We start from the raw sequence: 20,647 nt of genomic DNA, 5'->3' as shown, positions 1-20,647 counted from the left end.
CCGGTGCGCCCGCGCGCGTCGCGCGGGCGGTGGAGATCAAGGGGTTCGTACATGCGTGAGGTGTTCCAGCAGGAACTGCGGGAGGTGCAGGACGGCCTGGTCGAGATCGCCGGCCTCGTCGCCGAATCGATCGACAAGGCGACCCGGGCGTTCAACGAGTCCGACGTGAGCCTCGCCGAGGAGGTCATCGCCGAGGACCCCCGCATCGACCAGGCGACCGTCGCGCTCGACGAGCTCGCCATCACCATCCTCGCGCGGCAGCAGCCGGTCGCCCGGGACCTCCGCATCGTGGTGTCCGCCCTCCGGGTGAGCGCGTCGCTCGAGCGCATGGGCGACATGTCGACCCACATCGCCCAGCTCGCCCGCTACCGGTTCCCCGACAAGGTCGTGCCGAAGTCGCTGCGGTCGACGTTCGCGGAGATGGGCCGGCTCGACGTCGAGATCGCCCGCAAGCTCGCCGAGCTGCTGCGCAACGAGGACGTCAAGCTCGCCGAGGAGATCCGCAACGAGGACGACAAGATCGACGCGCTGCACCTCAGCGTCTTCGACAAGGTGCTCGGCGAGACCTGGAAGGGCGAGGCGATCGACACCGTCGACGCGACCCTCGCGAGCCGGTACCACGAGCGGTTCGCCGACCACGCGGTCTCCATCGCCAAGAAGGTGCAGTACCTCGCAACCGGCGACTGGGTGCCGGAGCAGTAGACGCCGCCACGACGAGACATGGCGAAGGGCCCGGCGAACACCGCCGGGCCCTTCGTCGTCCGTTCGCGCGTGGTGCGGGCGGCTACTTCTTGCCCTGCGCGGCGACCGCAGCGGCGCCCGCGGCGGCGGCCTCCGGGTCGAGGTACTCGCCGGGCTTCGTGGGCATGAAGTCGTCGCCGAGCTCGTAGACGAGCGGGATGCCGGTGGGGATGTTGAGCTCGGCGATGTCTTCGTCGCTGATGCCCTCGAGGTGCTTCACGAGCGCGCGCAGCGAGTTGCCGTGCGCCGTGACGAGGACCGTCTTGCCGGCGGCGAGGTCGGGGACGATGCCCTCCTCCCAGTACGGCAGCATGCGCGCGATGACGTCTTTCAGGCACTCGGTGCGGGGCAGCTCGTCGTCGGTGAGGGTCGCGTAGCGCGGGTCGCCGACCTGCGAGTACTCGGCGTCGTCGTCGAGCGGGGGCGGGGGCACGTCGAACGAGCGACGCCACAGCTGGAACTGCTCGGGCCCGTACTTCTCGAGCGTCTCGGCCTTGTCGAGCCCCTGCAGCGCGCCGTAGTGGCGCTCGTTCAGCCGCCACGACCGACGGACGTCGATCCACAGCCGGTCGGCCTCCTCGAGCGCGAGGTCGGCCGTCTGGATGGCGCGCGTCAGCACCGAGGTGTGGAGCACGTCGGGCAGCACCTGCTTCTCGACGAGCAGCTCGCCCGCGCGCTTGGCCTCGGCGCGGCCCTGCTCGCTGAGCCGCACGTCGACCCAGCCGGTGAAGAGGTTCTTCTGGTTCCATTCGCTGTTGCCATGGCGCAGCAGCACGAGGGTGTGAGGCATGCGACCAGCCTATGGCCTGCGAGACTGGGGGCCATGCCCGTCGGAACCGTCACGCGAGGCACCACGAACACCAACCGCCTGCGCCGCGTCGATCGGTGGATCGCGGTGCAGCCCCAGTTGCGCCGGGCTTCCGACCCGCTCGTGGTCGACCTCGGGTACGGCGCGAGCGGCGTGACCGCGTTCGAGCTCGCGACAAGGCTGCGACGCGCACGGCCCGACGTCGAGGTGCTCGGACTCGAGATCGATCCGGCACGCGTGCGCACCGCGACTGCGCAGCTCGAGGCTCTGCGCGCCGGCCGGTCGGCGTTCCCGCCCGACCTCGACGTCTCATTCGCCCTCGGCGGGTTCGAGGTGCCGACGCCGGAGGGCCGGCGCCCCGCCGTGATCCGCGCGTTCAACGTGCTGCGCCAGTACGACGAGGCCGAGGTCGCCGCCGCCTGGGGCCGGCTCACCTCCCGCATCGCGCCCGACGGCCTCGTCGTCGAAGGCACCTGCGACGAGCTCGGCCGCGTCGCGAGCTGGGTCGGGCTCGGGGCATCCGGGCCGGCGACGTTCACGCTCAGTCTGCGGCTCACCGCGCTCGAGCAGCCGTCGATCGTCGCCGAGCGGCTGCCGAAGGCGCTCATCCATCGCAACGTGCCGGGCGAACGTGTGCACGAGCTGCTGACCGCCCTCGATCGCGCGTGGCGGGTGCACGCGCCGTGGTCGGTGCATGGGCCGAGTCAGCGGTTCATCCGGGTGGCGCGCACCCTGCGCGACGAGGGCTGGCCCGTCCGCGACGGCGTGCGGCGGTGGCGGCTCGGCGAGCTCACCGTCGACTGGGACGCGGTCGCGCCGCGCTGAGCCGCACGCGAACCGCCGGCCGGTGGCGAGGGGCGGAGCTCAGTGCCGCACGCCGAGGCGCGGCAGTCGCGGCACGTCGACCGCGGCGCCGGCGTCGGCCGGGACGATCTCGACCTGCGCGGCCGCGACGTCGATGCCGTGGCTCTCGACGATGAGCGGCAGGTCGGCCGGCACCGCGCGTTTGATCACGGCGAGCGCGATCGGCCCGAGCTCGTGGTGCAGCGCGCTCGAGGTGATGCGGCCGACGGTGCGGCGCTCGGGCTCCGCGCCCGGCTCGGGCTCGGGTCTGGTCTTCTCTCCGACGACGGGCTCGCCGGCCGTGGGCAGCACCGTGTCGCTGCCGTCGAGGTGCAGCAGCACGAGTCGGCGCGGCGGGCGCCCGAGGTTCAGCACCTTGGCGACGGTCTCCTGCCCCTTGTAGCAGCCCTTGCCGAGGTCGACCGCGCTCCGCAGCCAGTCGAGCTCGTGCGGGATCGCCTTCTCGTCGACCTCGGTCGCGAACCGGGGTCGCCACGCGGCGATGCGCAGCGCCTCGGCGGCCAGCGATCCGGCCGCCTCGATCCGCCCGGCCGCGACGGCCTGCGCCGCGTCGGCGAGCGCCGTGCGCGGCACGACCCGCTCGATCCACGTCCACGCTTCGGCGGGATGCCGCGCCTCGTGCGAGTACTGGTACCCGGATGCCTCCCGCCACGGGTCCGCCCAGTCGAGGGCGACCCCCGCCGGGGCGGCGGCCGGCACGGCCGCATCGAGCGCCGCCTCGTCCATCGCCGCGATGACGGCCCACTCGGCCGAGACGTCGGCGACCTCGACCCGGAGCATGAACCGCATGCGGTCGAGGAATGCCGCGAGCGGTGCGGCCTCGGCGCCTTCGACGACCAGCCAGGTGGTGACGCCGTCGTCGAGCACGTGTGCGACGTGCTCGATGTGGCCGTTGGCGTCGAGGAGCAGGGCTTCGGCCGACTCGCCGGGAGCGAGCCGGGCGAGCGCCTGGCTCGCCATCGAGTGCAGCCAGCTCAGCCGGTCGGGCCCCGTCACGGTGACGACGCCGCGATCGGACAGGTCGACGACGGCCCGGCCCTGCTCGAGGCGTCGCTGCTCGATGATCGGGTTGCCGTAGTGGCCCGCGACGCCGTCGTCGACACCCTCCGCGGGGACGGCGCCGGGCAGCGAGAGGAACGGGGACGTCATCAGTCGGCCTTCGCCAGCCGGGCCGAAGCGTGGGTGCGCAGCTCCTGACCCAGGGCCGCGATGTCCCACGCCCAGAGCAGGTGCCCCTCGACGAGGCCGTACAGCCGGGTCGCCGCCGAGTACTCCTGCGCGCCCGCCGAACGGATCACCGCGTCGGTCGCGAGATCGATGCGCGGGCCCTTCACCTGCCCGAGATACAGCTCGAGGATGCCGGCCGGATGAGCGATCGACACATCGAGGTCGAACCCGCCGTCGGCGTTGCGCAGCGACTCGACCTGCTCGGCCGTCGCGAAGCGGGGCTCGCCCGAGGCCGGCAGCAGCGCCGGCCCCTGATCGCCCTCGCCGAGCGCCCGCGCGAGCCGCCAGTACCCGGTCTCGGTCGCGAGCGGCGTGGGCTCACCGCCCTCCTCCTCGGGGAAGAGCCAGGTGTAGGAGGTGTAGTTCAGGTGCGGCAGCCCGTCGTGGCTGAAGCTCACCCGCTGACCGAACTCGCGGGTGACCTTGCCCTCGCCGACCTGGTAGTCGATGACGCCCGACCCCTCCCACACGCCGATGAGCCAGGAGAGCGGCACGAGCTCGGCCGGAAGGTCGACGGGCAGCTCGATCATCGCCACGCCTGCATCAGCGCTTAGCGCTGGCCCTTGAAGAGCTTGTAGACCACGACGCCGGAGATCCAGGCGATCGCGAGCGTCGCGAGGCCGAGCAGTCCGATGAAGAGGAGTTCGAGGGCGAGCAGCTCAGACATGCTGCGAGTCTACCCCGCGTCCGCTCAGCCGGCGGGCGTCGCGGCGAGCACCGCTGCGGCGAGCGCGACGACCACCGCGGCCCCGGCCACCGCCCAGCTGGCCCGCGCGACGAAGCCTTCCGGCCGCCTCGTCGCGAGCTGCGCGACGAGCGCCGTGAGCACCGCCAGCGCGAAGACCACGCCGAGCGCTCCGAACCGGCCGAGCGGCGAGGCATCCGTGACCCAGGCGGCGCCGGCCGCCGCGCCGGCGACGACCGCGATCGAGCCGGCCGCGGCGACCGCCCAGGCCACCGCCACCGCCGTCCGGCCCCCGCGCGCGCTCGTCGAACTCGTGTCCATCACTCCCCGTTTCCGGGCGCGTCACCCAGCGTCCGGCGTCCCGTAGTATTGACCGCACCTTACTACTGGAGGGTGTGCGTGGCGCAGCTGCTGATCCTGTCGCCGGCGGCCGACGAAGACGTCCTCCCGGCTCTGTCGCTCCTGACTCATCGAACGCGGGTGATCCCCGCGTCGCCCGAGCAGCTCGTGCGCGCGCCCGAGTCCGACCTCGTCATGCTCGACGCGCGCACCAACCTCGCCGCCGCCAAGGCACTCGCCCAGATCCTCCGCACGACCGGTCTGTCCGCGCCGCTGCTGCTCATCGTGACCGAGGGCGGGCTCGCGGCGGTCACGCCCGATTGGGGCGTCGACGACGTCGTGCTCGAGGGCGCGGGGCCCGCGGAGATCGACGCCCGCATCCGCCTCGCGATCGGGCGCGCCCAGTCTGCCGCCCCCTCCGAGCGCATCCAGACCTCCGGGGTCGTCATCGACGAGGCGAGCTATTCCGCGAAGGTGCACGGCCGACCGCTCGACCTGACGTACAAGGAGTTCGAGCTGCTCCGCTTCCTCGCCGCGCACCCGTCCCGCGTGTTCACGCGGGAGCAGCTGCTCAGCGAGGTGTGGGGGTACGACTACTTCGGCGGCACCCGCACCGTCGACGTGCACGTGCGTCGGCTCCGGGCGAAGCTCGGTGACCTCGACGGCCTCATCGGCACCGTCCGCAACGTCGGGTACCGGTTCAACGTCCACGAGGAGGAGGAGGGCGCGCCCGTCGCGCCCTGACCGAGCGCCCGCGCGCTCGCGGGACGCGTCATCCGTCGTTGACCCGCGCGCAACCGGCGCGTCGCAGCCCGGTGGCATGATGAGGGGATGACGGACACCCTCGACGACGATCGCACGGCCAGCGACTTCGACGACGACTTCGAGCCCTTCGACGTCGAGGGCGCGCCCGAGCTGCCCGCCGAGCGCTACCTCGACCGCGAGCTCAGCTGGCTCGCCTTCAACCAGCGCGTGCTGGAGCTCGCCGAGGACCCGCGCCTTCCCGTCCTCGAACGGGCCAACTTCCTCGCGATCTTCGCCTCGAACCTCGACGAGTTCTTCATGGTGCGGGTCGCCGGGCTCAAGCGCCGCATCGTCACCGGCCTCGCGGTGCCGACGAACGTCGGCCGCGCCCCGACCGACGTCCTCGCCGACATCTCGCGCGCGGCGCACGAGCTGCAGGAGCGGCACGCCGCGGTCTACCAGGAGCTCGTGAAGCCCGCCCTCGCCGAGGCCGGCATCCATGTGGTGTCGTGGTCGGAGCTCGGCGAGGCCGAGCGCGAGCACCTCCGCGGCTTCTTCGCCCAGCAGATCTTCCCGGTGCTGATGCCGCTCGCGGTCGACCCGGCGCACCCGTTCCCCTACATCTCCGGCCTCTCGCTGAACCTGTCCGTGCGGGTGCGCAACAGCCGCACCGGACGACTCGAGTTCGCCCGCGTCAAAGTGCCGCAGATGCTGCCCCGGTTCGTCCCGGTGAGCGACAGCGAACGTGCCGACGACGCCAGGTACATCGCCCTCGAGGAGCTGATCGCCAACCACCTCGGCGACCTCTTCCCCGGCATGGAGGTGCTCGAGCACCACGTCTTCCGGGTGACGCGCAACGAGGACGTCGAGATCGAGGAGGACGAGACCGAGAACCTCATCAAGGCGCTCGAGAAGGAGCTGCTGCGCCGCCGCTTCGGCCCGCCGATCCGGCTCGAGGTGAGCGACGACATGGACGACGTCACGCTCGATCTCCTCGTCCGCGAGCTCGACATCTCCCACCAGGAGGTGTTCCGCCTGCCCGCGCCGCTCGACCTCGGCGGGCTGTTCGACCTCGCGAGGATCGACCGCCCCGAGCTGCACTACCCCACCCACGTGCCGGCGACGAACGCGCAGCTCCTGCCGTCCGAGCCGAACCGCACGGCCGACATCTTCGACGCCGTCTCCCGCAAGGACGTGCTGCTCCACCACCCCTACGAGTCGTTCGCGACGAGTGTGCAGGCCTTCCTCGAGCAGGCTGCGGCAGACCCGAACGTGCTGGCGATCAAGCAGACGCTCTACCGCACCTCCGGCGACAGCCCCATCGTCGAAGCCCTCATCGACGCCGCCGAGGCGGGCAAGCAGGTCCTCGCACTCGTCGAGATCAAGGCGAGGTTCGACGAGCAGAACAACATCACCTGGGCGCGGAAGCTCGAGCGCGCGGGCGTGCACGTCGTCTACGGGCTCGTCGGACTGAAGACGCACTGCAAGCTCGCGCTCGTGATCCGGCAGGAGCAGGGCAAGCTCCGCCATTACAGCCACATCGGCACGGGCAACTACAACCCGAAGACCAGCCGCATCTACGAAGACCTCGGCCTGCTCACGGCCGACGACCAGGTCGGCAAAGACCTCACGCGCCTCTTCAACGAGCTCTCGGGCTATGCGATCGAGAAGAAGTTCAAGCGGCTGCTCGTCGCTCCCCTGCACCTCCGCAAGGGCCTGCTGAAGCTCATCGCCGCCGAGACCCGCAATGCCGAGGCCGGCAAGCCCGCCCGGATCCGCATCAAGGTCAACTCGATGGTCGACGAGGCGATCATCGACGCGCTGTACCGCGCGTCGAACGCGGGCGTGCCGGTGGACATCTGGGTGCGCGGCATCTGCAGCCTCCGCCCCGGCATCCCAGGGCTCAGCGAGCACATCCGCGTCCGCTCCATCCTCGGCCGCTACCTGGAGCACTCGCGGATCTTCTCGTTCGCCGGCGACGGCGACCCCCAGGTCTACATCGGTTCGGCCGACATGATGCACCGCAACCTCGACCGGCGGGTCGAGGCGCTCGTCCGCCTCACCGATCCCGACCATCTCGCCGAGATCGACGGGTTGTTCGACCAGGCGCTCGACGAGCGCACGAGCTCGTGGCACCTCGAGGGCGACGGCACGTGGACGCGCCACTCGGTCGATGAGTCGGGGCATCCGCTCGACGACCTGCAGAATCGGCTCATGCAGCAGATCGCCCAGCGCACGCGACCGGGGAAGCGGCGGTGACCCGCGCGGTCGAGACGGCGGTCTACGCAGCGGGCGCCGTGTGCTGGCGCGTCATCGACGGCCGGGTGCACGTGCTCGTCGTGCACCGCACCGTCTACGGCGACGTCACGATCCCGAAGGGCAAGGTCGACCCCGGCGAATCGCTGCCGCAGACCGCGGTGCGCGAGATCGCCGAGGAGACCGGGCTCCAGGTCGCGCTCGGCGTGCCGCTCGGCGAGTCGCGCTACGGCCTGCCGAGCGGTCGCGAGAAGGTCGTGCACTACTGGGCCGCCGAGGTGTCGGAGAAGGCCGTGCAGCGCTCGACGTTCCGGCCGAACTCCGAGATCGCCGCCCTCGAGTGGGTGAGCATCAAGCGTGCGAGGAGCTACCTCAGCTACGAGCCCGACGTGGCCATCCTCGACGCGTTCGCGCGCCTCGTCGAGCAGGAGGTCACCACGACCTTCTCGCTGCTCGTCGTCCGGCACGGCAAGGCCGTCGGCCGGTCGGGCTGGCACGGCGCCGACGCCGCCCGACCGCTCACCGAGCTCGGCGTGCAGCAGGCGGCCGGACTCTCCACGACGCTCGCCGCCTGGTCGCCGCAGCGGATCGTCTCCAGCCCCGCCGTGCGCTGCGTCACGACCGTGGCGCCGCTTGCTGCGGCCATCGGCGTGCCGATCAAGCGCGACGAGGGCATCAGCCAGGACGCCTGGGACGCCGGCCACGACGAGGTGCGCCGCGTCGTGGGCAAACGGGTGCGCGTCGGCCGCACGGCCGTGCTGTGCAGCCACAACCCGGTCCTGCCCGGCATCCTCCGCGAGATCGCCCTCGCCACAGGCACCCCGCTCGGCGGCTACGTCGACGATGCGGCCGCCCTCGAGCCGGGCGCCTTCAGCGTGGTGCACCTCTCCGCGACGAACCCGAGCTCCGGCATCGTCGCGATCGAGACGCATCCGGCGCATCCCGCACGGGCGTAGCCCCACGGCGCGGCATCCGCGCGTTCACTCCCGTTCACCTGCCGTTCACTCTCGTAACGGATGCTCGTCATCCGAGGCGCTTAGCGTCGCAGCGTCGGGCCGAGTGCTGGCCCGGAATCCTGCAAACCATCCCTGAAGGGAACACAGTGAACGTCTCACGTCTCGGCCGCGCCGCGGTCGTCGCCGCGGTCGCCGCCATCGCGCTCAGCTCCTGCGCCTCGAACGAGGGCGGCGCCGCACCCGCGGAGTCGGCCTCGTCCCTCTCGGGCAACCTGGTCGGCGCCGGCGCTTCGTCGCAGGACAGCGCGCAGCAGGCCTGGATCGCCGCGTTCCAGACGGCGAACCCGGATGTCACGATCGACTACGACCCCTCGGGCTCGGGTGCCGGTCGTGAGACCTTCCTCGAGGGCGCCAGCGACTTCGCCGGCTCCGACCGCGCGTTCAAGGACGAGGAGCTCGCCGAGGGCGGCTTCGCCAAGTGCGCGCCCGACACCGACCTCGTCGAGCTGCCGCTCTACATCTCGCCGATCGCCGTGATCTTCAACCTCGAGGGCGTCGACTCGCTGAACCTCGACCCGGAGACCGTCGCGGGCATCTTCGCCGGCACGATCACCAAGTGGAACGACCCGGCCATCGCCGCCTCGAACGAGGGCGTCGAGCTGCCTGATGCGGCCATCACCCCGGTGCACCGCTCGGACGACTCGGGCACGACCGAGAACTTCACCGAGTACCTCGGCGCCACCGCGCCCGACGTGTGGACGTGGGAGGCCGACGGCGTGTGGCCGTTCGAGGGCGGCGAGGCCGCTCAGGGCACCTCGGGCGTCGTCGACGCCGTGACCAACGGCACCGGCACCATCGGTTACGCCGACGCCTCGCGCGCTGGTGACCTCGGCACCGCCGCGATCAAGGTCGGCGACGAGTTCGTCGAGTACTCGCCCGAGGCCGCCGCGGCCATCGTCGACGCGTCCCCGCTCGCCGAGGGCCGCGCCGAGGGCGACCTCGCGATCGAGATCGACCGCACCTCCAGCGAGGCCGGCGTCTACCCGATCGTCCTCGTCAGCTACCTGATCGCGTGCCAGGAGTACGCCGAGCCCGACAACGTCGAGCTCGTGAAGTCCTACCTCTCCTACGTGGCGAGCGAAGAGGGTCAGGATGCCGCGGCCGAGGCCGCCGGCTCCGCGCCCATCTCGGACTCGCTGCGCGAGCAGGTCGTGACCGCGATCGACTCCATCAAGTAGTCGATCGGCCCGGCCACGGGATCCTCGCGGATCCCGTGGCCGGGCTCAGCCCGTCCCCCACCCCGACCCGAAAGAACCGAGGACCCCGGCCAGATGAGCACCGCTCCCGCACCGATCAAGGCGAAGCTCCGCCTCGGTGACCTCGTCTTCTCACGGTCGGCCCTGTTCGCCGGCTCGATGATCCTCGTGACGCTCGCCGCCGTCGCGATCTTCCTCATCGTCCAGTCCATCCCTGCGCTCTTCGCCACCAACGAGGACGCCTCGATCCTGCCGACCAACTTCTGGGACTATGTCGGTCCGCTCGTCTTCGGCACGGTCTGGGCCGCCGCCCTCGCCCTGCTCATGGCGGTGCCCGTCTCCATCGGCATCGCCCTCTTCATCTCGCACTACGCACCGCGCCGGCTCGCGTCGGTGCTCGGCTACGTCGTCGACCTGCTCGCCGCGGTGCCCTCGGTCGTCTTCGGCCTCTGGGGCATCGGCGTGCTGGCCCCCGCGATCGTGCCGGTGTACGCCTGGCTCAACGAGTACCTCGGCTGGATCCCGCTGTTCGCGGGTGACGCCTCGGCGACCGGCCGCACGATCCTCACCGCCGCGGTCGTGCTCGCCGTCATGGTGCTGCCCATCATGACCGCCATCTGCCGCGAGGTCTTCCTGCAGACGCCCGTGCTGCACGAGGAGGCCGCCCTCGCGCTCGGTGCGACCCGGTGGGAGATGATCCGCACCGCGGTGCTGCCCTTCGGCCGGCCGGGCATCATCTCCGCCTCGGTCCTCGGGCTCGGCCGCGCGCTCGGCGAGACCATGGCCGTCGCGATGGTGCTCTCGGCATCGCACGTGGTCACGTTCGAGCTGCTGACCTCCGTGAACCCGACGACCATCGCCGCGAACATCGCCCTCAGCTTCCCCGAGGCGTACGCACTCAACGTGAACGTGCTGATCGCCACCGGCCTCATCCTCTTCGTCGTCACCTTCGCGGTGAACGCCGCGGCCCGCTGGATCGTGGCCCGCCGCAAGGAATTCTCGGGAGCCAACTGATGACCCTCACGACCACGCCTCCCGACACCGGCCGCCCGGCGCCCGCCGCCGCGCCGATCGCGAACTCGCTCACCGCCGGGCGGCTGCCCGGCTGGGCGCCGTGGGGCGTCCTCGGGGCGACCCTCGTCGTCTCGGCCGCGCTGTTCGGTGCCGTCGCGATCGGCACCGGCGAGTTCAACTGGATCGCGACGATCGTCGTGGCCGCCGTGCTCTACGCCCCCACGATCTGGCTGTTCTCCTCGATCGTCGAGGGTCGGCGCCGCGCGACCGATCGCCTGGTCACGGCCCTCGTGACGGGCGCGTTCCTCCTCGCGATGATCCCCCTCATCTCGGTCACCATCACCGTCCTGAGCCTCGGCCTCGCCCGCTTCGACGGCGACTTCTTCACCATGTCGATGCGGAACGTCACCGGCGAGGGCGGCGGGGCGCTGCACGCCATCGTCGGCACGCTCCTGATGACCGGGACGGCGGCCCTCATCTCCATCCCGATCGGGCTCATGACCTCGATCTACCTCGTCGAGTACGGCCGCGGCCGCATCGCGCGGGGCATCACCTTCCTCGTCGACGTCATGACGGGCATCCCCTCGATCGTCGCGGGCCTGTTCGCCTACGCCCTGTTCGCGATCTTCTTCGGCCCGGGCGTCCGCCTCGGCATCGCCGGCGCCGTCGCGCTCGCCGTCCTGATGATCCCGGTCGTCGTGCGCTCCAGCGAGGAGATGCTGCGGCTCGTGCCGAACGAGCTGCGCGAAGCATCCCTCGCCCTCGGCGTGCCGAAGTGGCTCACCATCGTCAAGGTGGTGCTGCCGACCTCCATCGCCGGCATCACGACGGGCATCATGCTCGCGATCGCCCGCGTCATCGGCGAGACCGCGCCGCTGCTCATCGCCGCCGGCTTCACGCAGAGCATGAACTACAACCTCTTCGAGGGACGCATGCAGTCGCTGCCGGTGTTCGTGTACACGCAGTACGCCAACCAGGGCAATCCGCCCGAGGCGTACCTCGACCGCGCCTGGGCCGGTGCCCTCACCCTCATCCTCATCGTCATGGCGCTGAACCTCATCGCGCGACTCGTCGCCCGGTACTTCGCCCCCAAGTTCGGCCGCTGACCCCGTCCCGCCAGTTAGGAAACCCGTGTCCAAGCGCATCGAAGTCCGAGACCTGAACGTCTACTACTCGAAGTTCCTCGCGGTGGAGGGCGTCTCGCTCGAGATCGAGCCCCGCAGCGTGACCGCGTTCATCGGCCCATCGGGCTGCGGCAAGTCGACCTTTCTCCGAACCCTCAACCGCATGCACGAGGTCATCCCCGGCGCGCGCGTCGAGGGCGAAGTGCTGATCGACGGCAACAACCTCTACGACCCCGACGTCGACCCGGTGCTCGTCCGCCGGCAGGTCGGCATGGTCTTCCAGCGGCCGAACCCCTTCCCGACGATGTCGATCAAGGAGAACGTGCTCGCCGGCGTGAAGCTGAACAACCGGCGCATCTCGAAGTCCGACGCCGACGACCTGGTGGAGAAGTCGCTGCGCGGCGCGAACCTCTGGAACGAGGTCAAGGACCGCCTCGACCGGCCGGGCTCCGGCCTCTCGGGCGGCCAGCAGCAGCGCCTCTGCATCGCCCGCGCGATCGCGGTCTCCCCCGAGGTCATCCTGATGGACGAGCCGTGCTCGGCCCTCGACCCGATCTCGACGCTCGCCATCGAGGACCTCATCGAGGAGCTCAAGCAGCAGTACACGATCGTCATCGTGACCCACAACATGCAGCAGGCCTCGCGCGTCTCCGACAAGACCGCGTTCTTCAACATCGCCGGCACCGGCAAGCCGGGCAAGCTCATCGAGTACGACGCGACGACGACGATCTTCTCGAACCCGTCGGTGCAGGCGACCGAGGACTACGTCTCCGGCCGCTTCGGATGATCGGCGCTCGGCGGCGAGTCGCGACTCGCCGCCGTCGCCGGCTGCGGCTCAGTCGCGCGGCGTGAGCAGGTAGGCGTTGAACTCCGCGGTCGTGGCCGCGTCGTAGGGCATCGGCTCGCCGTCGAGCTCGGTGATGCCGGCTGCGAGGCGCACGCTGGACACCAGCCACGCGGCATCCGCGGTGCGCAGCTCGTCGACGGGGATGTCCCGGTACTCGGGCGTGTGCCCGGTCGCCTCGAGGTGCTCGAACAGGCTCTGCTGGGTCGTGCCGTGCAGGATGGCACCGCTCGGGGCGGGCGTCGAGTAGACGCCGTCGCGACGCAGGATGACGCTCGAGGTCGGCCCCTCCATGACGTACCCGTCGGATGACACGAAGATCGTGTCATCCGCGCCCCGCCGCTTGGCCTCGCGGATCGCCGCCATGTTCACGGCGTACGAGAGGGTCTTCGCCCCGAGGAGCAGCCACGGCGCGCGCTCGGCCGCCCCGCGGTCGTAGCCGCGGTCGAGGGTCACCACCCGGATGCCGCGCTCACGCGGCACCGTGAAGTCGGCCGCGCGGGAGGTCGTGAGCCAGGCGGTCGGCGCCGGGCCGTGCTCCACCCCGCGGCTCAGCACCAGCTTGATCCCGAACTCGCCGTCGCGCGGCAGCTGCGCCACCGCGGTCTGGATCGCCGCCTCCCACTGGGCGAGGTTCGGCTCGGGGAGCTCGCAGATCCGCGCGGAGTTGCGCAGCCGCTCGAGGTGGGGGCGCACCTCCTGCGCGTGCCCGTCGGCGACGCCGATCGTCTCGAAGATACCGTCGCCGCGCTGCGTCGACAGCTCGCCCACCCGGAGCGCGGGTTCGGCGGCATCGACGGCGCGGAACGTGCTCGCGAGGTCGGCGCCCTCGGCGTCGGCGGCGATGGGATCGATGAGCAGGGTCACGGTCTCGGGCATGCCTCGATGCTACGCGCCGGAGGCGGCCGGGATACGGCCCGGCAGCACCGGAACGGGCGGAGGAACCGCGCCCGGGCATGGAAATACCGGGCCGCAGAACGCCTCTCGGCGCGAGGCCGCTCGAAGCGGCGAATGTTGGAGCCCGGGGTTACTGCGGCCCGGCACATCGAGTGTAACGGAGTCCTGCCGGCGGGTATTCCACGCGCGCGTCGTCGGTCAGTCGAGCGAGTCGTGCCGCCAGAGCCTCGCGCACGAGGCGAGCTCGTCGGCGAGCTCCGTGAGACGCAGCGCCCGCCTGGTGAGCTCGGCCGGACGGTCGGGACGAACGGCGTCCGCGGCATCCGCATCGTCGGCGAGGTCGGCGTAGCCGGCCGCGGCGACCCGGCAGAACGCGGCCGCGCGCTCGAGAGCGACTGCGAAGTCGCCCGTGAACACGCCGTGCAGGATGGTGTCGGCGAGCTCGCGCACCTCGTCTGGACCCGTGGGGATCGCCGCGCCGGCGACGACCTGGTCGATCGTGCGTGAGACTTCCGTGCCCCGCTGGAAGGCGAGGCTCGTGCCGGCGGGGTCCTGCCGGATGAGGGTGCGCAGCAGGTAGATGCGCCACAGGGCGCCCGGCAGGCTCTTCGCCGAGGCCTGCGACCAGAGCTCGGCGATGGTGTCGATGCCGTGCCGGTCGGTGTACGAGATCAGGCGCTGCACGACCTCGGGGTCGGGGTCGGAGCGGACGCGGGAGAGCAGGGCGGCCGCGGTGTCGTGCGCGACCCGACTCAGGTGAGCCGGATCGGCTCCGCCCTGGAAGCCCTCGAACATGCCCGGCGGGAACCGGGTGGGTCGGTGGAAGTCGGCGGCCATCCCGGACACGATACTCCTCGGATGGGGGTGCGGCCCCGGACTGGGGCTGAGGGTTCGACGAGGCCTCCCGGATCTTGCCCTGCGCCTTCCCGCATGCACTCCTGCGTCAGCGCCCACCTCCGCCGCCACGTCGAGACCGTCCAGTCCAGGGTCGGGGGCGGCGGCGCCGGTCAACGAGCCGGCGCCGTTTCTCGATCAGCCGTTTGGGCGACGCGGTCTCGGGGCAACCAGCGCAACGCGAGGATGCCGAGAACGAAATGCAGGAAGCCGGCCGTTGCTGCGGCGATGTGCAGACCGCTGAGGAACGCCGACTTGGCGTCAACCACGACCGCTGTCGCCAACTCGGGCACCTGGAGCGTCTCATCGAGTGTGGGGGCGAGGTCGGGGCCCTGAAGGCGGAATACCACGGCAGCGAGCGATCCGAGCACCGCGATGCCGAGCGCGTTGCCGATCTCGTTGCTGGTCTCGGCGATCGCGCCCGCTGACCCGGCGCGTTCGGGCGGGACCGCGGCGACGGCGGTGTCGGCAACGACGGCGAACGAGATGCCGTAGCCGATGCCGGCCACAGCGGTGGACGCGACGAACCAGCCGATCCCACCCGTGACCGTGGTGGGAAGCAGCAGAAGCAGACCGACGGCGATGGAGAAGTGACAGACGAGCAATGCGGTGCGCTTGCCGACGCGGTCGATGATCATCGGAGTGACAATGCAGGTGATGGTCAGCACGACGGCCCCGGGCAGCGCGAGGAGTGCCGCCCGCAGGACCGGGATGCCAAGGACGGATTGCAGGTAGATCCCCGCCAGGTAGGCCGCGGCCGACCACGCGGCGAGGGGCAGCAGTCCGGTGACGATGGCGAGAGTGAAGGTCCGGTCGCGGAAGAGGGAGAAGTCGATGAGCGGGTGCTCGAGCCGCCGCTGTCTGACGCTGAACCACGTCAGCACTGCGATCCCTGCGACCGCGGGAGCGACCGCGGACACGGTCAGCCCCTCGGCTGCTGCGTGCTTGATGCCGTAGATCGCCAGCAGGAGCCCGCCCGCAGAGGTCAGGACACTGATCGGGTCGATCCGTCCGGGACGCGTGGTTCGGACCTCTCGAAGCAGCACGGGAGCGAGACAGAGGAACAGCCCGATGACGGGCAGGTTCACCAGGAACACGGACCCCCACCAGAATCGCTCGAGAAGCACCCCGCCGATGATCGGGCCGACCGCGAACCCGGCAGCGAAGGCGGCGGCGAAGATGCCGATGGCCTGGGCGCGTCGCTTCGGGTCGGTGAACAACTCGCTCAGCACCGCCAGAGCGGACGGAAGAAGGGTCGCTCCGGCGATGCCCATGACGGCGCGCGCAGCGATCAGGAGTTCCGGTGTCGGCGCGAAGGCCCCAGCGACCGATGCGAGGCCGAAGAAGATCGCGCCGATCATGAGGAGGCGAAGGCGTCCGTAGCGATCACCGATGTTCCCGAAGGCGATGAGCAGGGATCCGACGGCGAAGCCGTAGATGTCGAGGATCCACAGAGCTTGGTCCGCGCTGGGACTCAGCGCTTGACTGACCCGGGGCATCGCGAGGAACAGGATCGATCCGTCCATGGAGACCAGCAGGACGGGGCCGAGAACGACGAGGAGACCGAGCCAGGCGCGGACGCTGCCCGTCCGCGAGCCGGAAGGTTGTTGAGCCATACCGTCAACGCTCCCGGCCCCGGATGGCGACAGCCAGACACCTGGCATGGGTACACCCAGCAGGTACACCCACCCCGGCCGCTCCTTGTCTACGCTCGAGGACGTGGACAGCCTCGGAGCATTCTTGAAGAGCCGCCGCGACCAGGTCACCCCGGACGCGATCGGGCTGCGCACCTACGGGGACCGCCGACGCGTTCCAGGCCTGCGCCGAGAAGAACTGGCCCACCTCGCCGGGGTCAGCGCCGGCTATTACACGCGGCTCGAGCAGGACCAAGCAGGTTCGGCGTCAGCGCAGGTCCTGAACGCCCTGGCCCGTGCGCTCGAGCTCGACGACGTCGAAACGACCCATCTGCACAACCTCGCCCGCCAGGCCGATCGAGCCGGCCTCGTCGAACCGCCCGTGGAGCACCCGCACCCCCGTGTGCTGGCGCTGCTCGCCTCGCTGGCCGACACGACGCCGGCCATCGTCCTCGGCCGGCGCGGGGACGTGCTCGCCTGGAACCGAGCCGGTCATGCGCTGCTCGCCGAACACGTGGACTTCGGCGCGGCGAGTGACGTGGACCATCGCCCCTCCGTCCCGAGAATGTTCTTCCTCGACCCCCTCACACGGGACCTGCACAGCAACTGGCAGGAACTCGCGCGCATCCACGTCGCGTACCTGAGACTCACCGCGGGCCGCTTCCCGGACGACGCACGACTCGCAAGTCTGATCGGTGAGCTCACCATGCGCAGCGATCAGTTCGCCCGGCTGTGGGCGGCCGGAGAGGTCACCGACTGCACCACCGGCGACATGCATCTCCAGCACCCCACCGTCGGTGCCGTGAACGTCGCCTACCAGGTGTGGCTGCAGCCGGACAGCCCGGACCACCGCCTCGAGATCTACACTCCGAACGACCTCGCGTCAGCAGACGCACTCCGCCTCCTCACGCGCCGTCACGGGTGAACGTCCGCGAGGCCCTGGGGATCCCTTGGTCCTGCTGCAGCACTCGGTCGCCCGAACGGTTGCCGGATGGTGCGACCCCCGGACTGGGGACTGAGGTTTCCTCGACACCTGACACATTCGGGCGTAGCCTGACCCGCGGTCGGCGGCATCCGTCCGGGTACCCGCCCGGGCGCTCCGCCCTTCCCCCGGCCTCGATCGCATGAACCCGAGGAGATCGTCAGCCATGACCCACCGCACCCTCGCGACCGCCGCGGCTGCTGCCGCGGCCATCGCCCTGATCGCCGCGGCGACGCCCGCGGCGGCCGCGCCCTCGATCGGCACGCCCGAGGTGCGTGCCACGGGACTCGCCGGACCACTCGGCCTCGCCGTCGACGGCAGCGGACGCGCCGTGGTCACCCAGCACTTCGGACCGGGCACGCTCAGCCTCGTCGACAAGCGGGGCGCCGTCACCGAGCTGGCCTTCGCACCGGCCGACGAGCTCAGCGCGCCCGCCGCCGCCGGAGGCGCGGTCGTCTACGCGCAGACCTCGCCGGACCACACGCAGTCCGACCTGTACGAGCTCTCGGACGGGACGACGACCTGGCTCGGCGACCTCGCCGCCGCCGAGGCCGAGCTCAACCCCGACGGCGGGCAGACCTATGGATTCCCCGATCTGCCGGCCGACTGCCTCGACGACTTCACGGCCGAGCACCCGCCCGCCGCGTACCCCGGCCTTCTCGACGTGCACCCGTACGGCAGCGCGATCGCGGGCGACACCGTCTACGTCGCCGACGCCGGTGCGAACGCCGTCTGGGCGGTCACGGACGGCGTGGTCTCCGTCGCCGCGGTGCTGCCGCCCAGCGAGCCGATCACCGCGACCGCCGAGCTAGCCGGGGCGTTCGGCTACCCGGCGTGCGTCGCGGGCGAGCAGTTCGTCCCTGAGGCCGTGCCGACGGATGTGGAGGTCGCCCCCGACGGGCGCCTCCTCGTCACCCTCCTCCCGGGCGGCCCGGAGGATCCGTCGCTCGGCGCCCGCGGCTCGCTCGTCGCCGTGGACCTCGGCTCGGGAGCGGTCACCACGCTCGCGACCGGCCTCGCGGGCGCCACGAACCTCGCCATCGCCCCGAACGGAGACGTGTACGTCGCCGAGCTCTTCGGCGGGGACGGCACGGGACGCGTCTCGGTGGTGCGCGCCGGCAGCGGCGTCGCCGCGCCCGTCATCGATCTGCCGAGCCCCGGCGCCGTCTCCATCCGCGCCGAGTCGCTCTACGTGACGACGAACGTCTTCGCGGACGGCGAGCTCACGGTGGTGCCGCTGAAGGGCGCCGCGCACAGCCGGGGGCGCTGAGCGGCAGGCCGAGGGGCGTGGAGTCCGGTCGCGGCAGGACGACTTGTCGCGGCCGGGCTTCAATCGAGGCGCGACATGAGCGCCGAGCGCCAGTTCGCGCCGAGACGGTCGTACGTCACCTTCGCATGGCAGTTGCGGCACCTGACGTCGCACTTCGCGATCTCGGCGGAGACGCGTGGCCAGGCGTATCCGTCTTGAACCAGCCGCATCACCTCCGCGGTCTTCCGGACACCTTCCCGGTGATCGAAATCGAGGACGCGCAGATCCGCCTCGCCGCAATCCCTGCACGGATGCTCCAACAGGTACTCGGCGATCCGACTGATGGTGGCCTCTCGAATCTTCGCCTTCCGCGCCATGATCACTCGGACGTGGTGCTCGCGATGCGCCCGATAATAGGCGCGCGCCTTCACGCGATTGCAGTCCCGGCAGATGTTCTGCAGGCCGTCCGCGGAAGCCCTTCGAGCGTTGAAATCCGCCTGTGGCCTAGACTGCTGGCAGGCGGAGCACCACTTCGTCGACACGCACGCCCCCGTAGCTCAGAGGCAGAGCAGCTGACTTTTAATCAGCGGGTCGGGATGTCGGAATTCCCCGGGGGCACGGAAACGACCTTCAGCCTGCCGGCTCACGGAGCGCGGTACGGGCGAACTCTCATCCATAGCTCCGAGTCTGCATCCTGCCACCGACCCGGGCGCCCGTCCTCGGCCACTACGCGCCCGATCGTACCCCGGGGCACCGCCCGACGGGAGCGCAGGGAACGCGGCCGGCGACGGAACCCCGTCGCTCGCGTTCCGACCCGGTCGCTCCCGTCACGGCGGCTCCTCCCCAGGTGTCCCCTTCCGCACGGCGTCGTGCGTGCCTTCACGCTAGACCGGGCGGCACTCCGGACACCAGACCCGTGACGCAATCAGTCGCGAGCCGTCGATCCGCGCGCGCCGTGACCGGACACGGCGCCCCGGATCGCCGGGCGGTGAGCGGTCGGCGGTGGGCGGTGGGTGGTGGGCTCAGCCCACGAGCCCCCGGAACGCGCGCATCAGCGCGATGCGGTCGGCGGACGACTCGGCGAGCGGCGTGACCGTCAACGTCGTGACGCCGGCCTCTCGGAACGCGGCCACCCGCTCGGCGACCTCGCCCGCGGAGCCGATCAGCGACACGGCCCGCACCAGCTCGTCGGGCACGGCCGCGACGGCCTCGGCCTTCCGCCCCTCGAGGTAGAGATCCTGGATGACGCGCGCCTCGTCGGCGAAGCCGTAGCTCGCGACGAGGTCGTTGTAGAAGTTCTTGCCGCGCGCGCCCATGCCGCCGACGTAGAGGGCGAGGTTCGGCTTGACGGCCGCGAGCGCGCGCTCCGGCCGGTCGGTGATCGCGAGCGCGGGGCTCGCGAACACGTCGAGCGGCCCGAGGTCGGGCGAGCGGCGGGCCCGCCCGGCGGCGAGCGCCTCGCCCCAGACGTCGCCGGCGCGTTCGGGGTGGAAGAACATCGGCAGCCAGCCGTCGGCGATCTCAGCCGTCTGCTCGACGGACTTCGGGCCGAGGGCGGCGACGGTGATCGGGATGCGGTCGCGGACGGGGTGGTTGATCAGCTTCAGGGGCTTGCCGAGCCCGGTGCCCTCACCCTCGGGCAGCGGGATGCGGTAGTACCGGCCGTCGTGCACGACGGGCTCGCGGCGCCAGACCTGACGGCAGATCTCGACGAGCTCCTTCGTGCGGCCGAGCGGGGCGTCGTAGCCGACGCCGTGGAAGCCCTCGATGACCTGCGGCCCGGATGCCCCGATGCCGAGCTCGAACCGCCCGCCGGAGACGTAGTCGAGCCCGGCGGCCGTCATGGCCGTGAGCGTGGGCGTCCGGGTGTAGAGCTGGAGGATGCCGGACATGAGGGTCATCCGCTCGGTCCGCGCCGCGAGGAAGCCGAGCTGGCTGACGGCGTCGAAGGAGTACGCCTCGGGCACCGCGATGAGGTCGACGCCGGATGCCTCGAGCTCGGCGACCTCGTCGGCCGCCTCGCGGAATCCGCCCGCGTAGTTCAGGAACATCCCGACGCGCATCCGTCACTCCTCATCGTGTGCCAGCCGCGCCGGACCGCCGGCGGGCATACCGACCCTACCCGACCCCCCA

At 71.2% G+C, this 20,647-nt stretch carries 20 protein-coding genes and 1 tRNA gene; 12 read left to right on the top strand and 9 right to left on the bottom strand.

Annotated features, from left to right (window positions below):
- The first annotated feature begins 51 nt into the window (after positions 1-51).
- On the top strand, positions 52-702 hold the full coding sequence (phoU, locus tag ABIQ69_RS05045; RefSeq protein ID WP_350349291.1) for a phosphate signaling complex protein PhoU: 651 nt from the start codon (positions 52-54) through the stop codon (positions 700-702).
- Between the two features lie 82 nt (positions 703-784).
- Here phoU and ABIQ69_RS05040 read toward each other — a convergent pair whose 3' ends face one another.
- Positions 785-1,531, bottom strand: coding sequence for a phosphoglyceromutase (locus tag ABIQ69_RS05040; protein ID WP_350349290.1), 747 nt, complete (start codon positions 1,529-1,531; stop codon positions 785-787).
- A 33-nt stretch (positions 1,532-1,564) separates the two neighbouring features.
- On the opposite strand from ABIQ69_RS05040, the gene ABIQ69_RS05035 reads away from it, so the two are divergent.
- Complete coding sequence (locus ABIQ69_RS05035; RefSeq protein WP_350349289.1) at positions 1,565-2,374, top strand: class I SAM-dependent methyltransferase; 810 nt, start codon at positions 1,565-1,567, stop codon at positions 2,372-2,374.
- Between the two features lie 39 nt (positions 2,375-2,413).
- On the opposite strand, the gene ABIQ69_RS05030 is transcribed toward ABIQ69_RS05035, so the two are convergent.
- From ABIQ69_RS05030 to ABIQ69_RS05020, 3 genes are all read right to left on the bottom strand, one after another.
- Positions 2,414-3,562, bottom strand: a complete 1,149-nt coding sequence (locus ABIQ69_RS05030; protein WP_350349288.1) for a folate-binding protein — start codon at positions 3,560-3,562, stop codon at positions 2,414-2,416.
- Complete coding sequence (locus ABIQ69_RS05025; protein WP_350349287.1) at positions 3,562-4,170, bottom strand: FABP family protein; 609 nt, start codon at positions 4,168-4,170, stop codon at positions 3,562-3,564. Before ABIQ69_RS05025 ends, ABIQ69_RS05030 begins: the two co-directional genes overlap by 1 nt.
- Before the next feature lie 161 nt (positions 4,171-4,331).
- Positions 4,332-4,646: a hypothetical protein gene (locus ABIQ69_RS05020; protein WP_350349286.1), complete on the bottom strand. Its 315-nt coding sequence runs from the start codon at positions 4,644-4,646 to the stop codon at positions 4,332-4,334.
- A gap of 78 nt (positions 4,647-4,724) precedes the next feature.
- Here ABIQ69_RS05020 and ABIQ69_RS05015 point away from each other — a divergent pair, with 78 nt between their 5' ends.
- The 7 genes from ABIQ69_RS05015 to pstB all read left to right on the top strand — a co-directional run bounded on the left by ABIQ69_RS05015 (position 4,725) and on the right by pstB (position 12,801).
- Positions 4,725-5,408 (top strand): response regulator transcription factor, encoded by a 684-nt coding sequence (locus ABIQ69_RS05015; RefSeq protein WP_350349285.1) that lies wholly within the window; start codon positions 4,725-4,727, stop codon positions 5,406-5,408.
- An 87-nt stretch (positions 5,409-5,495) separates the two neighbouring features.
- Complete coding sequence (locus tag ABIQ69_RS05010; protein ID WP_350349284.1) at positions 5,496-7,667, top strand: RNA degradosome polyphosphate kinase; 2,172 nt, start codon at positions 5,496-5,498, stop codon at positions 7,665-7,667.
- Positions 7,664-8,620, top strand: coding sequence for an NUDIX hydrolase (locus ABIQ69_RS05005; protein ID WP_350349283.1), 957 nt, complete (start codon positions 7,664-7,666; stop codon positions 8,618-8,620). The genes ABIQ69_RS05010 and ABIQ69_RS05005 overlap by 4 nt, the downstream gene beginning before the upstream one ends.
- Before the next feature lie 146 nt (positions 8,621-8,766).
- Entirely contained in the window at positions 8,767-9,858 is a 1,092-nt protein-coding gene (gene pstS / locus ABIQ69_RS05000; RefSeq protein WP_350349282.1) for a phosphate ABC transporter substrate-binding protein PstS, read from the top strand.
- 93 nt (positions 9,859-9,951) lie between these two features.
- Positions 9,952-10,890 carry a phosphate ABC transporter permease subunit PstC gene (gene pstC, locus ABIQ69_RS04995; RefSeq protein WP_350349281.1) on the top strand — a complete coding sequence of 313 codons (939 nt, stop codon included), beginning with the start codon at positions 9,952-9,954 and terminating at the stop codon, positions 10,888-10,890.
- Complete coding sequence (gene pstA, locus ABIQ69_RS04990) at positions 10,890-11,996, top strand: phosphate ABC transporter permease PstA (protein ID WP_350349280.1); 1,107 nt, start codon at positions 10,890-10,892, stop codon at positions 11,994-11,996. The genes pstC and pstA overlap by 1 nt, the downstream gene beginning before the upstream one ends.
- Positions 11,997-12,021: 25 nt before the next feature.
- On the top strand, positions 12,022-12,801 hold the full coding sequence (gene pstB, locus ABIQ69_RS04985; protein ID WP_350349279.1) for a phosphate ABC transporter ATP-binding protein PstB: 780 nt from the start codon (positions 12,022-12,024) through the stop codon (positions 12,799-12,801).
- 48 nt (positions 12,802-12,849) lie between these two features.
- Here the strand turns inward: pstB and ABIQ69_RS04980 are convergent, their stop codons facing one another.
- From ABIQ69_RS04980 to ABIQ69_RS04970, 3 genes are all read right to left on the bottom strand, one after another.
- Positions 12,850-13,737, bottom strand: coding sequence for an aminodeoxychorismate lyase (locus ABIQ69_RS04980; protein WP_350349278.1), 888 nt, complete (start codon positions 13,735-13,737; stop codon positions 12,850-12,852).
- A gap of 216 nt (positions 13,738-13,953) precedes the next feature.
- Entirely contained in the window at positions 13,954-14,592 is a 639-nt protein-coding gene (locus ABIQ69_RS04975) for a DNA-directed RNA polymerase subunit beta (protein WP_350349277.1), read from the bottom strand.
- Between the two features lie 170 nt (positions 14,593-14,762).
- On the bottom strand, positions 14,763-16,334 hold the full coding sequence (locus ABIQ69_RS04970) for an MFS transporter (RefSeq protein ID WP_350349276.1): 1,572 nt from the start codon (positions 16,332-16,334) through the stop codon (positions 14,763-14,765).
- 34 nt (positions 16,335-16,368) lie between these two features.
- Between ABIQ69_RS04970 and ABIQ69_RS04965 the strand changes: the two genes are divergently transcribed.
- Together ABIQ69_RS04965 and ABIQ69_RS04960 are read left to right on the top strand one after the other, a co-directional pair.
- The gene (locus ABIQ69_RS04965; protein WP_350349275.1) at positions 16,369-17,208 is read left to right on the top strand and encodes a helix-turn-helix transcriptional regulator; all 840 of its coding nucleotides are present in this window, start codon (positions 16,369-16,371) and stop codon (positions 17,206-17,208) included.
- Positions 17,209-17,431: 223 nt separating this feature from the next.
- Positions 17,432-18,535, top strand: coding sequence for a ScyD/ScyE family protein (locus tag ABIQ69_RS04960; RefSeq protein ID WP_350349274.1), 1,104 nt, complete (start codon positions 17,432-17,434; stop codon positions 18,533-18,535).
- Between the two features lie 59 nt (positions 18,536-18,594).
- On the opposite strand, the gene ABIQ69_RS04955 is transcribed toward ABIQ69_RS04960, so the two are convergent.
- The gene (locus ABIQ69_RS04955) at positions 18,595-19,056 is read right to left on the bottom strand and encodes a hypothetical protein (protein ID WP_350349273.1); all 462 of its coding nucleotides are present in this window, start codon (positions 19,054-19,056) and stop codon (positions 18,595-18,597) included.
- A gap of 4 nt (positions 19,057-19,060) precedes the next feature.
- On the opposite strand from ABIQ69_RS04955, the gene ABIQ69_RS04950 reads away from it, so the two are divergent.
- Positions 19,061-19,132 (top strand) — tRNA-Lys (locus ABIQ69_RS04950).
- Between the two features lie 404 nt (positions 19,133-19,536).
- On the opposite strand, the gene ABIQ69_RS04945 is transcribed toward ABIQ69_RS04950, so the two are convergent.
- Positions 19,537-20,577 carry an LLM class F420-dependent oxidoreductase gene (locus tag ABIQ69_RS04945; protein ID WP_350349272.1) on the bottom strand — a complete coding sequence of 347 codons (1,041 nt, stop codon included), beginning with the start codon at positions 20,575-20,577 and terminating at the stop codon, positions 19,537-19,539.
- Between the last annotated feature and the right edge of the window lie 70 nt (positions 20,578-20,647).

It is taken from the genome of Agromyces sp. G08B096 (assembly GCF_040267705.1).
Lineage (GTDB): Bacteria > Actinomycetota > Actinomycetes > Actinomycetales > Microbacteriaceae > Agromyces.
The sequence above is the reverse complement of the archived record's forward strand: the minus strand, read 5'-3'. Positions and strand labels throughout refer to the sequence as shown.